At 55.6% G+C, this 13,361-nt stretch carries 12 protein-coding genes; 6 read left to right on the top strand and 6 right to left on the bottom strand.

Features of this window, described 5'->3' with window-relative positions:
- Nucleotides 1-48 precede the first annotated feature (48 nt).
- The gene (locus tag ACFO9Q_RS18510; RefSeq protein WP_379185015.1) at nucleotides 49-2,769 is read right to left on the bottom strand and encodes a family 78 glycoside hydrolase catalytic domain; all 2,721 of its coding nucleotides are present in this window, start codon (nucleotides 2,767-2,769) and stop codon (nucleotides 49-51) included.
- Nucleotides 2,770-2,940: 171 nt separating this feature from the next.
- Between ACFO9Q_RS18510 and ACFO9Q_RS18505 the strand changes: the two genes are divergently transcribed.
- The 6 genes from ACFO9Q_RS18505 (at nucleotide 2,941) to ACFO9Q_RS18480 (ending at nucleotide 8,752) form a co-directional block, all read left to right on the top strand.
- Complete coding sequence (locus ACFO9Q_RS18505) at nucleotides 2,941-3,831, top strand: helix-turn-helix domain-containing protein (RefSeq protein WP_379184824.1); 891 nt, start codon at nucleotides 2,941-2,943, stop codon at nucleotides 3,829-3,831.
- A gap of 184 nt (nucleotides 3,832-4,015) precedes the next feature.
- Nucleotides 4,016-5,023 (top strand): sulfonate ABC transporter substrate-binding protein, encoded by a 1,008-nt coding sequence (locus ACFO9Q_RS18500; protein ID WP_379184822.1) that lies wholly within the window; start codon nucleotides 4,016-4,018, stop codon nucleotides 5,021-5,023.
- Between the two features lie 192 nt (nucleotides 5,024-5,215).
- On the top strand, nucleotides 5,216-6,358 hold the full coding sequence (ssuD, locus tag ACFO9Q_RS18495) for an FMNH2-dependent alkanesulfonate monooxygenase (protein ID WP_379184820.1): 1,143 nt from the start codon (nucleotides 5,216-5,218) through the stop codon (nucleotides 6,356-6,358).
- A gap of 15 nt (nucleotides 6,359-6,373) precedes the next feature.
- The gene (gene ssuC / locus ACFO9Q_RS18490) at nucleotides 6,374-7,192 is read left to right on the top strand and encodes an aliphatic sulfonate ABC transporter permease SsuC (protein ID WP_379184818.1); all 819 of its coding nucleotides are present in this window, start codon (nucleotides 6,374-6,376) and stop codon (nucleotides 7,190-7,192) included.
- Nucleotides 7,135-8,043, top strand: coding sequence for an ABC transporter ATP-binding protein (locus ACFO9Q_RS18485; RefSeq protein WP_379184816.1), 909 nt, complete (start codon nucleotides 7,135-7,137; stop codon nucleotides 8,041-8,043). Before ssuC ends, ACFO9Q_RS18485 begins: the two co-directional genes overlap by 58 nt.
- A gap of 58 nt (nucleotides 8,044-8,101) precedes the next feature.
- The gene (locus ACFO9Q_RS18480; protein WP_379185013.1) at nucleotides 8,102-8,752 is read left to right on the top strand and encodes a protein-tyrosine phosphatase family protein; all 651 of its coding nucleotides are present in this window, start codon (nucleotides 8,102-8,104) and stop codon (nucleotides 8,750-8,752) included.
- A gap of 305 nt (nucleotides 8,753-9,057) precedes the next feature.
- On the opposite strand, the gene ACFO9Q_RS18475 is transcribed toward ACFO9Q_RS18480, so the two are convergent.
- From ACFO9Q_RS18475 to ACFO9Q_RS18455, 5 genes are all read right to left on the bottom strand, one after another.
- Nucleotides 9,058-9,189, bottom strand: coding sequence for a hypothetical protein (locus ACFO9Q_RS18475; RefSeq protein ID WP_379184814.1), 132 nt, complete (start codon nucleotides 9,187-9,189; stop codon nucleotides 9,058-9,060).
- Between the two features lie 3 nt (nucleotides 9,190-9,192).
- The gene (locus ACFO9Q_RS18470) at nucleotides 9,193-10,080 is read right to left on the bottom strand and encodes a phytanoyl-CoA dioxygenase family protein (protein WP_379184812.1); all 888 of its coding nucleotides are present in this window, start codon (nucleotides 10,078-10,080) and stop codon (nucleotides 9,193-9,195) included.
- Between the two features lie 92 nt (nucleotides 10,081-10,172).
- Nucleotides 10,173-11,120: an AraC family transcriptional regulator gene (locus ACFO9Q_RS18465; RefSeq protein ID WP_379184810.1), complete on the bottom strand. Its 948-nt coding sequence runs from the start codon at nucleotides 11,118-11,120 to the stop codon at nucleotides 10,173-10,175.
- Between the two features lie 77 nt (nucleotides 11,121-11,197).
- Entirely contained in the window at nucleotides 11,198-12,196 is a 999-nt protein-coding gene (locus tag ACFO9Q_RS18460) for a hydroxyacid dehydrogenase (RefSeq protein ID WP_379184808.1), read from the bottom strand.
- A gap of 14 nt (nucleotides 12,197-12,210) precedes the next feature.
- Nucleotides 12,211-13,344 (bottom strand): glycoside hydrolase family 88 protein, encoded by a 1,134-nt coding sequence (locus ACFO9Q_RS18455; RefSeq protein ID WP_379184806.1) that lies wholly within the window; start codon nucleotides 13,342-13,344, stop codon nucleotides 12,211-12,213.
- Nucleotides 13,345-13,361 lie beyond the last annotated feature (17 nt).

Here is a 13,361-nt window from a genome sequence, read left to right as displayed (position 1 = left end):
CCAGGCAGCTATGCCCAGCTCTGATGCTCCTGATGCTCCTGATGCTCCTTACGTTCCCGCCGTCAAGGCGTGATCTGCCTCGCTTGCCCTCGGAAGGGTGAACTCGAATCGATAGCTTCCAGAGCCAATCGTTATTCTCATCCCTTGCTCATCCGTCTCCTGAGCGGCATGAATGCCTGCTGACACAGCTAGTGGAACTCCCCCGCCATGCGATATGCCAGAGAGTGCGGACATTGGAGGCGTTACGACCTCTGCAGTCGTGTTGGCCGGAATACCCACCTCCAGCACGACTCGCCCATCCCCCTCTCGCACCCAGCTCGAAGACACCTCTCCATACATGGTCTGCAGCGCAGCTCTCGCATACGTGAGCGGCCCTTCAATCTGTGGCTCGATGCGAATATGCTTGTAGCCCGGCTGGTCCTCTACCGTGTCAATGCCAGCAACCCGGCGATAGAACCAGTCTCCTATAGCCCCATAAGCATAGTGATTATAGGAGTTCATATCGTCGCTCCAGAACGAGCCGTCAGGCTTAATGCCGTCCCAATGCTCCCAGATTGTCGTCGCACCCTTCGTGACTGAGTAGAGCCAGGAAGGATACTCCTTCTGCAGCGCAAGCTTATACGCGAGGTCCGAGTAGCCGAACCGGGTCAGCACCAAGCATAGATAGGGAGTGCCTACGAAGCCGGTCGTCAGATGCACCTTATTCTCTTCAATATTAGCAGCCAGCATGGCGGCTGTCCGGGGGCGATCCCCCTCCTCCAGCAGGTCGAACATGAGCGCCAGCACATAAGCGGTCTGCGTCGGGGAGGCGACGCGGCCGTTCGGGGTGACGAACTCCGCTCGGAATGCTGCCGAGATGAGACTGTGCAGCTCCCTGTAAGCAGCTGCTTCCTCCTCCTTGCCAATGACTGCTGCAGCCTTCGCCAGCAGCTCCGTGGAATAGGCATAGAAGGCCGTACAGATGAGATCTCGCGGAGTCGCTCCTATATAGCTGTTCTCCTTCGCATCGAGCGCCAGCCAATCTCCGAAGTGGAAGCCGGTATTCCAGAGCAGCTCATCGTCGCCCTGCGCGCGAATATAGTCCACCCACGCCTTCATACTCTCATACTGCTCTTCCAATATGCGCGTATCCCCGTAGCATTCGTATAGTGTCCATGGGCAGATAACCGCCGCATCCCCCCAAGCCGCCGAGCCATATCCCACCCCCTCAAGATCAGGAATGACGAACGGAACGCCGCCGTCCTCCCTCTGATCAGCCGCAAGATCTCTCAGCCACTTGGTGAAAAAATTCGCAACACCATAATTAAACGCCGCTGTCCGAATGAACACCTGCGCATCACCCGTCCAGCCCAGCCGCTCATCCCGCTGCGGGCAGTCCGTCGGGACATCGAGGAAGTTGCCCCGCTGTCCCCATACAATGTTGCGCTGAAGCTGATTCAAGTCTTCATCCGAACATTCAAAGGTTCCTGTAGGCTCCATATCGGTATGAATGACGCAGCCCATCACGCTCTGCAGCAGCTCGTCAAGCTGCTCTTCCGGCCACCCCTCCAGCCTCACATACCGGAAGCCTTGGAAGGAGAAGATGGGCTCATAGCTCTCCTCCACTCCGCCGCGGCAGATGTAGGTTATCGTCTGCTTGGCTGTCCTCAGGTTGCCGGTATAGAAGTTCCCTTCAAGGTCCAGCACCTCCGCATGCTGCAGCTTCAGCTCGGTCCCTTCAGCCGCCCTTACCTTGAACCGTACCCACCCGACCATGTTCTGCCCCATATCGAGCACTGTCTCGCCTCTAGGGGTAGCTATGACTGCAATAGGCTTAATCTCCTGTGTCATTCGAGTCGCATCGTTCTCTTGGGCAACAAGCGTATCATACCCTAAGCCGTCAATGCGCTCGGCACGGCTCCAGCCTTCGCTATGTGCCAGACCTGCAGGCTTGCACCAGTCATCCCGCTCCAGCCGTGCATCGTAGCGTTCCCCGTGATACAGCTCGGAGTACAAGAGCGGACCAGAGCTGTATTGCCACCCGCCATCCGAACAGATGACCTCTTCGGTGCCATCTGTATAGGTGAGATGCAGCTCCAGCAGCAGCGCTCTATGGGCGCCGTAATGATCAGTCCTGCCGCCCCAACCCAGATTCCCCTTGTACCAGCCGTTGCCCAGCATGGCTCCAAGCACATTGTCCCCATCAGCTAGATGACCCGTAACCTCATAGGCCTGTACCTGCAGCCGATTGTTGTACGAGGTCCATCCTGGAGCGAACAGCGTGTCATCGATAGGCTCGCCATTCACATACAGGCGGTACAATCCGAGTGCCGTTGCATAGATTCGAGCGGAAGCCAGCGGTCGGCTAACCTTCACTTCTCTGCGCATATAGTGAGCATTGTCCTTGTCCTGAAGCTCACCCGTTATCCAGTCCGCCTGCCATTCTGCTGAGCTCCGTATACCTGTCTCCCAATAACAAGTGTCGCTCCAGCCGGAGGAAGCCCCTGTGGAATCCCATACTTGTATCCGGTAGTAGTACCGCTTACGCGACAGAAGAGGAGCACCACTATAGGCAATATGAATGGATGACTGCTCGCTCACCTCTCCCGAATCCCATAGCAGCTGCCCGAAGCTGTCTTCCTCGGAGGCCTGAATCTGATACGCAGCCTGCACGACATCCCTTCTCTCCCCGGCATCCAGCTTCCAGGAGATTCGCGGCCGCTTCACGTACAGTCCAATGGGATTCACCTTGTATTCACACTTCACATCATAGATACGAAGTACAGTCATCATCGTCACTCCCTCTTAATTACAGCGCTTACAACTAACATCAGCATACCTGCCTTTGCCACTCATATCTAATGGTAATCCGGACAATGATATAGGGTATGTATGACATGCAGCTAATCCCTTATACTAAGAACATGACCATCACAGCTGTTGTACAGAGGAGAGAAGCGAATGAAGCCAGCTTCGGGGTTGCTGCAGGGCTCTACCTTATTTCATACCAATCTAGGAATCTATGTGAACCGCGTCGAGGAGACGTTCGAGCTCCATTATCATGCCCATGACTTCATCGAGTTGACCTACGTGTCGGAGGGCAGCGGCTTCCATTACATAGGTGAGCAGGTCATTCCTGTGCGCAAGGGGCATCTATTCATGCTGCCAATCGGCACCTCCCACATCTTGCGGCCCAGCTCAACGAATGGCAGGAATCGGCTCATTGTGTACAACTGTATCTTCACCGAGTCCGCCTGGCATGAAGCGAATGCCGCTGTTCATGACCTCTCCCTCTCCGCGGCGCTGCGGTTAGCGGATGAGGAACGTCAGCCCGAAGGCTTCGGGCTATACGATCACAGCCTCGCACTTGAGCCGTTATTCGCCAGCATGCTGGAAGAGCATAGCTTGAGGCGCCCCGGCTATGGAGCTGTGCTGCAAGGGATGCTCACCCGGCTGCTCGTTGTGCTCGCACGCGAGAGCACTGAGCCGACTTCGCGGCGAAGATCTGACGGTCACCACTCTATGGAGCAATCTATTGCATACATGCAAGATCATATTGGGGAGGAGCTGACGATACGATTCATGTCGGAGATGGCGAGCATGAGCGAGCGCCATTACTTCCGGCTGTTCAAGCAGCACACCGGGCATACCTTCCAGGAATGGCTGCAGCATACTCGTGTTCGAGCGGCTTGTGAACTGCTCGCAAGCACCGACTTCAAGGTTGCGCTCGTCGCGGAGCAGGCGGGCTATCGAGACACACAATCGTTCGGCCGCGTGTTCCGAGCTATTGCCGGTATGACGCCAAGTGAATACCGCAGAAGCTTGAATTCTCCGATTGACACCCTTTTGTAATTGGTGGTACTATGTAATTAAACATAGTTAATCTATCGGATTTATTATATATGAAGGACTGCCGGACAACCGGAGACCTCCTCTATCTGCTGAGCTTACTTAAGCTCGGTCTGATTGAAGGAGGTTTTTTGTATATAAGGGATGCGGGGTTAACGACTATTAAGAGACTAGGGGAGATCTTATCATGCGTAGATTAACACTTGCTATTATGACCATTATGGCCGTCTTAGTTATTGCCGCTTGCGGCAGCAACAGTAATACGAATACGAACACGGGAACGAAGGAAGGCACAGAGGACGCTGGCAAGGAAGCGGAAGCAGCGATTACGAAGGACATCACCGTCCGAATCGGCTTCCAGAAGTATGGAACGATTAACATTCTGAAGGCGGACGGGTCACTGGATAAGAGATTAGCCGAGCAGGGCATTAAGATTGAATGGACCGAATTCCCTGGTGGACCCCAGCTGCTTGAGGCTCTCAACGTGGACAGCATTGACATTGGCCATACGGGAGAGGCTCCGCCGATCTTCGCACAAGCTGCAGGTGCTCCTCTCGTCTATCTTGCCCATGAGCCGGCTAGTCCGAAGAGTGAAGGCATCCTTGTCCCTATGGGCTCATCCATTAAGAGTGTAGCGGACCTTAAGGGCAAGAGAGTCGTGCTGAACAAGGGCTCGAATGTGCATTATCTGCTCGTGAAGCAGCTGGAGAAGGCTGGAGTGGAATACAAGGATGTGAAGGTTGAATTCCTGAAGCCGGCTGATGCACGTGCTGCATTCGAGCAAGGCAGTGTAGATGCTTGGGTCATCTGGGATCCGTTCCTCGCCGCTGCTCAGACCGCAACCGGAGGGACAATTCTCGCAGACGGTACGGATGTCGTCTCCAACCATGAATTCTACTTGGCGAGCCGCCCGTTCGCTGAGAAGTATCCAGATGTTATTGATGCCCTGCTGGAAGAGGCTGATAAGGTAGATGCTTGGGCGAAGGATCATCCGCAGGAGCTGGCGGAGAAGCTGTCGCCGCAGCTCGGCATTGATGTAGAGTCTCTGCTCATCGCCTCAAAGCGCAGAGCCTATGGCGTACAGGAGATTAACGATGAGCTGGTGGCTGAACAACAGAAGATTGCCGACAAGTTCCGCGAGCTGGAGCTAATCCCGAAGGATATCTCAATTAAGGATGCCATTCTAGCTAAGTAATTGAATTGCAGCGGCGAGTCGGTAGCTGAGGCAGCGAGGCGGCAGCTGAGGTGGCAGCTGAGACAGCGAGGCGACAGCTGAGACAGCGAGACGGCGGCGGCGACTAAAGCGGCCAATTAGTCGCCACATAGCAGCCCTGCGAGCTGCAATACAGAATATACAACGAATTCATACCACTAAGGAGGGCTTAACATGGACTTATTCTGGTTCATTCCAACCCACGGCGATGGGCGTTATCTCGGTACGAGCAGCGGTGCGCGTGCGGTTGACGCCGACTATATGCAGCAGATCGCCCAAGCTGCCGACAAGCTCGGCTACGGCGGAGTGCTCATTCCTACCGGCAGCTCTTGCGAGGATCCTTGGATTACAGCCTCCTCGCTTATCCACTCCACGAAGAGGCTGAAGTTCCTCGTTGCCGTTAGACCAGGCTTAGTCTCGCCTACGGTAGCTGCACGAATGGCGGCTACCTTCGATCGCCTGTCTGGCGGTCGTCTACTAATTAACGTGGTTGCCGGTGGAGATCCAGTCGAGCTGGCAGGAGACGGTCTATTCCTGGACCACGACGAGCGTTATGAGCTGACCGATGAATTCCTGGATATATGGCGCAAGGAGCTTGCTGGGGAGACCGTTCACCATCATGGCAAGCATCTGCGTATTGAGGGCGGACGTGTGCTCTACCCGCCTATACAATCGCCTCATCCGCCGCTATGGTTCGGCGGCTCCTCCCCCGCTGCAATAGAGGTGGCTGCAGAGCATTCGGAAGTATACCTAACTTGGGGAGAGCCGCCTGATCAGGTGAAGGAGAAGATTGAAGCCGTTCGGAAGGCCGCGGCTGCGAAGGGCCGAGCCGTTAAGTTCGGTCTCCGGCTGCACCTCATCGTACGGGAGACGGAAGACGAAGCTTGGCAAGCAGCTGAAGATCTCATCAAGCACTTGGACGAGGAGACGATTGCTGCGGCGCAAGCAATCTTCGCCCGCTTCGACTCCGTCGGTCAGAAGCGGATGTCGGTCCTTCATGCCGGGGACCGTTCCTCCCTTGAGATTAGTCCTAACCTATGGGCGGGAATCGGTCTCGTGAGGGGCGGTGCGGGTACAGCCTTAGTCGGAGATCCGGCTACTGTTGCTAAGCGGCTGAAGGAGTATGAGGAGCTTGGTATCGAGACCTTCATCTGCTCCGGCTATCCGCATCTGGAGGAGGCTTACCGGGTCGCCGAGCTGCTGTTCCCTCATCTTCCGCTGGAGCAGCGCCCTGCCCAAGGGCCTTCCTCCATCTCGCCGTTCGGCGAGCTGATCGCGAATGTCGTACGTCCGACGCCAAGAGCTTCGGCCCACTAACGAGGAGGCTTCCCTATGAATTTAGCAAGGAGTATCGTGAGACATACGCCAGACAAGGCGCTGCCTTGGATTATTCCTATCGTCATCCTCGTGCTCTGGCAGCTGCTCGGCAGTCTGGGCCTAATATCTGACCGGGTCATGCCGACCCCTATAGAGGTATTCGTAGCCGGATGGAAGCTGACCTTGTCCGGGGAATTGGCCGAGGCCATTGGCATCTCTACAGGGAGAGCGTTCATCGGCTTCCTCATCGGCGGCAGCATCGGCTTCGTCCTTGGCCTGCTGAATGGTGTGCTTCCCCTCGCAGAGAAGCTGACAGACTCTACCGTTCAGATGATACGGAACGTGCCTCATCTAGCCTTAATTCCGCTGGTCATCGCTTGGTTCGGCATTGATGAGCAAGCGAAGCTGTTCCTTGTTGCTCTAGGGGTTATGTTCCCCATCTACTTGAACACGCTGCACGGCATCCGTTCGGTCGACCCCGGTCTCATTGAGATGGGTAAGGTGTACGGACTTAAGCCTTATGAACTGTATCGCAAGGTTATCCTGCGCGGGGCGATGCCTTCTATATTAGTCGGGCTGCGCTACGCGCTAGGCATTATGTGGCTCACGCTTATCGTCGCGGAGACGATTTCCGCGGATGCGGGAATTGGGTATATGGCGATGAATGCTCGAGAGTTTTTTCAACTGGATATTGTGGTATTCAGCATTCTGATCTATGCGGTGCTAGGCAAGCTGTCGGACCTCGCCGCCAAGTCGCTTGAGAGGAGATGGTTGCAATGGCATCCCCACTTCGCCAGAGACACACGCACCTCGAAGATCATCGAGATCGGCTGAGGGAGGCGGTGGAATTATCCTCTGATCCGCATGAACTGCCTGAATCTCCTCTATCGCAGCTAGGTACCTCGGACTCCGTCAGGCGCGGCCTCTCCGTTGCGCTGGATGGCGTGGCGAAGTCGTATGGCAGCTCAGCTGTCCTGCACAATCTTCACCTCTCCGTGACGGAGGGTGAGTTCATTGCCATCATCGGCCGCAGCGGCTGCGGGAAGAGCACGCTGCTGCGGACAACCGCAGGCCTCGAGCCTCCGAGTCAAGGCACAATCTCCTTAGGGGGCACTCCTGTGAAGGGTATACAGCCTGAGGCTCGTGTCATGTTCCAGGATGCCCGGCTGCTGCCTTGGCTGACCGTGCTGGACAATGTGATAATCGGCATTCAAGGGGTATCTCCGCAGCAAGCAAGAGAGACCGCTGCGGACACGCTGCGATTAGTTGGGCTGGAGGACAAGGCGAGGCAATGGCCGACTGTGTTGTCCGGCGGCCAGCGGCAGCGGGTGGCGCTGGCTAGAGCGCTGGTGAGCCAGCCGCAGCTGCTGCTGCTAGATGAGCCGCTCGGCGCGCTGGATGCGCTGACGCGGATCGAGATGCAGCGGCTGATCGAGCAGCTATGGGAGCAGCGGGGCTTCACCGCCCTGCTCGTTACCCATGATGTGAGCGAAGCCGTTGCGCTGGCGGATCGGGTCATCCTGCTCGAGAATGGCCAGATTACACTGGACATGACGATCACACTAGCGCGGCCTCGGCAGAAGGACAACAGCTTCTCCTACTATGAGAAGTATCTGTTGGACCGGCTATTGGCGCCCCAGCCTGATTCGGCCGGCGGCCTCCGCGGCACCGTATACGACATATGAGGAAGCTGGATGCGGTTGGCGGCCGTACCGTATACGATATCTAGGAGGTTGATAGGTCATAATTCAAGACGACGGGACAGCTGCAGAGATAGGGACACTTCATCTTCAATCGCTCACTCCTGTCAGAGCAGGCGCTGGCGCTGGCTCTGGTGCGGGCTCTGGTACTGGCTCTGATGCTGGACTCCCCGAGCAGCCTCTATTAATCAGACCGACCTACCAGAACCTCTATAACCATCGAATTCTGATTGGAAGCGCCGCGGATGTAGACTCCTTCATCGGCATTGAGAGTGTTGACCTTATCGTGGACTTAAGAGCTGAAGTGCAAGGAAGCTATCCTGTTCCTACAGATGCTATTGTGAAGCGGACTCTCATTCCATTAGTCAACAATAGCACTGAGCCCGGTCAGGAAGCCGTCATTAGCCAAGCAATCAAGCAGGTAACTGAGGCTTATCACGAGGGCAAGAAGGTCGCTATCCACTGCGCTGCAGGCTTAGCACGCACAGGGACGGTTGCCATTGGCACCTTGCTCGAGCTCGGTCTAGCTGTATCTGTTGAAGAGGCAGAGAGCACAGTTAAGCGTATACGCCCAGCAGTGGAGATTAGCCCAGCTCAGCATGAAGCTCTCCAGCATCTGTATCCCCCACACGCACATACACTGGCTCCCTCACCTGTACCTGTACCTGCACCGGTCTCCCTGCCGCCTGAATAGTTTAGCTGAGCAGCTTCATCCGCGTATACGAACAAGAGGCGCAGCCAGCGTTAGCCTGCTGCGCCTCTCTCTTCTCCCACCGCCTGCAACGGGTGCAGGTGGTGTAGTATGAAGCCCCCAAGCAATCATAGAGGTAACAATGGCCCTCTATTTCACACAATCCCAGACTGCAGAGCAAATTAGAGGTAAAAATGCCCTCTATTTCACACAATCCCAGACTGTAGAGCAAATTAGAGATAAAAATGTCCTCTATTTCACACAATCCCAGTCTGCAGAGCGGATTAGAGGTAAAAATGCCCTCTAACTCACACCTGCTTCCCCATCAGCATCCGGTTCCGCTCCCGCAGCCGTATCCACGTCCTCCATACCTCCCGCATCCCGCATCCCGCAGCCGTATCCTCGTCCCCCATGCCTCTGGGTTCCGGTCTCGGTGCCACTCCCTACACCCGGTGCAAGCTCCTCTGCTCCTTGCTCGCCAGCGCATCCTGCCAGAGCAACCGCCACTCCTGGTGGCTGTCCAGCACGGACTCGGGGTGAGCAGCGCTCCGCGCGACGAAGCTTGGGAGATGGGAACGGCCTGATGCGGCTCCCGTCTTGTGATAGCGCAGGTCGAGCGACCAGCGAACAATGTCCGAGTTGTTCGTAGTGCCGCGGTGGGGCGTGTACTTGTTCATAATGACCACTCCGCCCTTGCGGCATTCCGCCAGCACCGGCTGAACATGAGGGAGCTGTGCAGGCACGATGGTCGTCCCTCCCTCGGCTTGATGCTCCAAGTACCCCAGCTTGAACACCTCAGGCATAATCTCCATACAGCCTGTCTCCGCCGTCGCATCAACAAGCGGCATCCAGAACGTAATGATCTCCGAAGCTTCTGAGTCGGGTGTGGTAACCGCACAATCTTGGTGCCATGGGACATTCTCGAACGTGTTCGGTTCCGCCTGTCCTTCCCGTGCCTTCCACGGCAGCTTAGCACGGATATGCTGAATGGGGTTGCAGCTGAGCTCGGAGCCGAGCAGGCACTCTACCGCATCCAGCAGATTGTCATTCCTTAGGAACTCGAACATCGCCTCGCCCAGAATATCCATGATATCGAATGCACGGCCAATCTCCGGACATTGCGCATACAGCAGAGCATATCGGCGCTCGAATGATTCCGTCTCATGAAGCTCGGTAATCTTGCCCTCCGCATAGAGGACACTCGCCCGCAGGTCAATCTCCTTGGCCATCTCCGTAATGACAGGCTGTAGATCCTCATCTGTTAATACACCCTCTGCTACTAAGTAGCCATGGGTCTGATACTGAATAACTTGCTCCATCGTTAATCTCATTGTCCATTCCTCCTAAGGGCTGCTCTGCTGCTACACTTATCGTACCAAGGCAGCGCTTCCACTTGAAGGTAGAATTCTAACCGGAATGCGGACTATATTATCCTGTATGATGAAGGAGAACGGCTATGATACCTGCGGAACACCCTTGCAAAATAAGACGAATCCTCATATCCGACCATCTCCGATATCGTATAAACAGGCAAATCGGTATATAATAGCAGCTTCTCCGCTTCGATCATTCGCAGCTGCTGAAGATAAGCCATCGGAGTAAGCCCGCTGTGCTCCTTGAACACGCGGCATAGGTAATTCGGGCTCAAGTGGACGAATCCTGCAAGCTCCTCTAGCGTCATCTGCTGCCCTAGCCGACTGCTCATATATTGCTGAAGCAGCTCGGTCATCCTCGCCCCGCTCCCTGCACCCGCTCCTGCACCCTCGGCCATTCCTTCGCCGTGCTGTGCTTGGTAGATTCGCCGCAGCACTTCCTCGGTACGCAGCAATAACTCCATGACCATGAGCGACTGGTGCTCCTTAGACAGATAGGAGCGGACAGGATTGAGCAGCCTTCGATAGCCTTCCAGCAGTACGGGCTCCAGATGAGGAGGAACGGCGATCGGCCCTTCACGGACTAGCTGCTGGTAAGACTCCTCGGCTGTCTGCGTTGATTCGCCTTCCTTCAAGTCCAATTGCAGCTGACCATCCTCACCAGCCCCGCTCTCCGTTCCGCCCCACAAGTGCACAGGCTGAGGCTGACCATCCTCTCCGCTAAGGACGAAGGTGCACTCCAGATTGGTCAGCGGCAGCTGCTCACTCCCCGAGAATCCATGCCATTCACCTGGCTGAATCAGATAGAGCATTCCCTTCCGAGCCATTGTCTCACGGTCATTCAACAGGAAGCAGCCCTCTCCATCCAGAATGTACATGAGATGGAAGACAGGATGCTGATGTCTCCTTGCAATTAATCCTCTGCGGTTCACCTGATGATCGGTGGTCATATGCTCGGCCCGAAGCGCCTGTCCATTCACCATCCAGCGTATACTCATATAGGACCCCCTTCTAGATCGGCAGCAAGGCGGAAGCAGTCACTCCCTGCAGCAACTCTAGAATAGCAGAAGGGCAGCTAGACCGTCATCCGAATCGCATACTGGTAAGGAATAGCATTGTGCGGCGCTTCTCCTCTGCCGATACGCTGAACGTCCTGGAGCAAGTCCAGCACGACCTTCTCCCTCATGTCGAAGGTTGGACCGGCTATGTGAGGGAACAGCATCGTGTTACCTAGCTCACGCAGCGGACTATCCGCCGGAAGCGGCTCCTCCGGATACACGTCCAGCACGGCCTGGAAGCGGCCTGTCCTCAGCTCCTGCAGCAGCGCTTCATGGTCGATCAGACCCGGGCGCGCCGTATTCACGAAGAGGGCTCCATCTTGAATGCTGCGCAGAAGCTCGGCTGTAATGATGCCCCGATTCTCTGCGTTCTGCGCAGAGTGCAGCGAGATGACTTCGCAGGAGGAGAAGATCTCCTCCAGTGTCGCTCTTCGCGCACCGATACGAACTAGCTCCTCATCCGCCACATACTTCGAGTAGACGGATAGCTCGACATCGAACGGGCGCAGCAGCTCAGCATAATAACGGGCAATAGCTCCATATCCGACTAAGCCAACCTTCCGGCCGATCAGCCCCCGGTTGCGGTCAACCGCAGGTCTCCATCCTCCTGAGCGTACAGCTGCTAAGTATTCATCTGCTCGGCGAAGGCTCATTAGCGTATAGAGCAGGCAGCCCTCCGCCACACTCCTGGCGTAGATGTCATTACCGCTCAGCACGACAATCCCTCGGTTATATTCCTGCTCACTGATGACCGATGCTACTGTCCCTCCGGTATGGGCGTGTATGCGAAGCGAATTGGCATGGGCCAGCACGTCCGCATCCACTCTCGCCGAGCCCCACCCCGTGAACAGCACATCAACATCCTCTATATGGGCGATTAGCTGTTCCTTATTCATGGCGAAGGACCCTGTCTCGTTGAAGACAACCTCCCCCGCCTTCCTCAATTCCTCAATCGCACGTTCTGTAAAAAAGCTGTCTCTTACCTCGGACGCTCCCATTGCGATTAATATTTTCATCCTGGGCTGCTCCTCTACCAATAGATAACCGTTCGGTTAGCCAACCGGGCAACGGCCTCTGCAAAGTAATAATCTCCGTATATCAGCGATACGTTAATACCCGAATTTTTCGGCTTGTGCGCCGTCGCTTCCTTCAGCAGACCCTCGTGCTCCGGTTCATCCTTGGTAGAGTAGAACTGATATAGATTCTCTACTATTCGTTCGGCTAAGTCGGAGTAATAGGCGCGCTCTTCCTGCGGCACATGCTTAGCAATCTCAAGCAGGCTGGCTGCCGTAATGGCAGCTGCTGACGTATCGCGAGGCTCGTCATTCTCATACCCATGGAAGTGGAAGTCCCACTTCGGAACGAGATCCTCCTCCAGCCGGTCTATATACACCTTCGCACAGCTCTTCGCCGCTTCCAGATACTTCACATCTCCGGTATAACGGTAAGCATGCGCGTAGCCGCCAATGGCCCAAGACTGTCCGCGCGACCAGCAGGAATCGTCAGCATAGCCTTGGAAGGTGCGGCCTCCGATTGGCTCTCCGGTCTCGGGATTGAACAGGTACGTATGATACGTCGTATAGTCAGGCCGCACGATCGTACCTAGACAGGTATCAGCTTGCGCAATTGCAATCTCCCGATAGCGCGGATCCCCTGTCTCCTCACTTGCCCAGAACAACAGAGGCAGATTATACATACAGTCAATTATGATTCTTCCTCTATTCCCTTCGCTGAAGGCATCCCCCGGGGTCCACACGTTCCAAGCCTGAATGAACTTCCCCTTATCGTTGAACCGATCGGCCAGTGCAGCGGCAGCATCTAGACCAACCTGGCGGGATTGCTTGTTCCCTGTCAGCTTGTAGTCCGCTACGAAGGAGAGACTGAACAAGAAGCCAAGGTCATGATCGGTCGTGTGGCGGTCTTGGTATAGACGCTTGATGAATCGGTGCTTGAAGCGATCAGCCGCGCTAAGGAAGGAGCGGTCTCCGGACAACTCATAGCTGAGATAGGTTAGCCCTGTCCAGAATCCACCCACCCAGAAGCCATCCTCCATGAAGTGGTAGCGTCCGTCATCCGTAGCATGGGGCAGCTTATCTTCGAACCGGCTGGCATTTTCCTTTGTTTTGGCAACAATGAATGATTGAATCTCTTCCAGGTTATTCATTCTTCTTCCTCCTCGTA

This window comes from Paenibacillus sp. GCM10023252, assembly GCF_042653305.1.
In the GTDB taxonomy this organism is placed as follows: domain Bacteria; phylum Bacillota; class Bacilli; order Paenibacillales; family Paenibacillaceae; genus Pristimantibacillus.
This window is presented reverse-complemented; position numbering and strand designations above follow the sequence as displayed.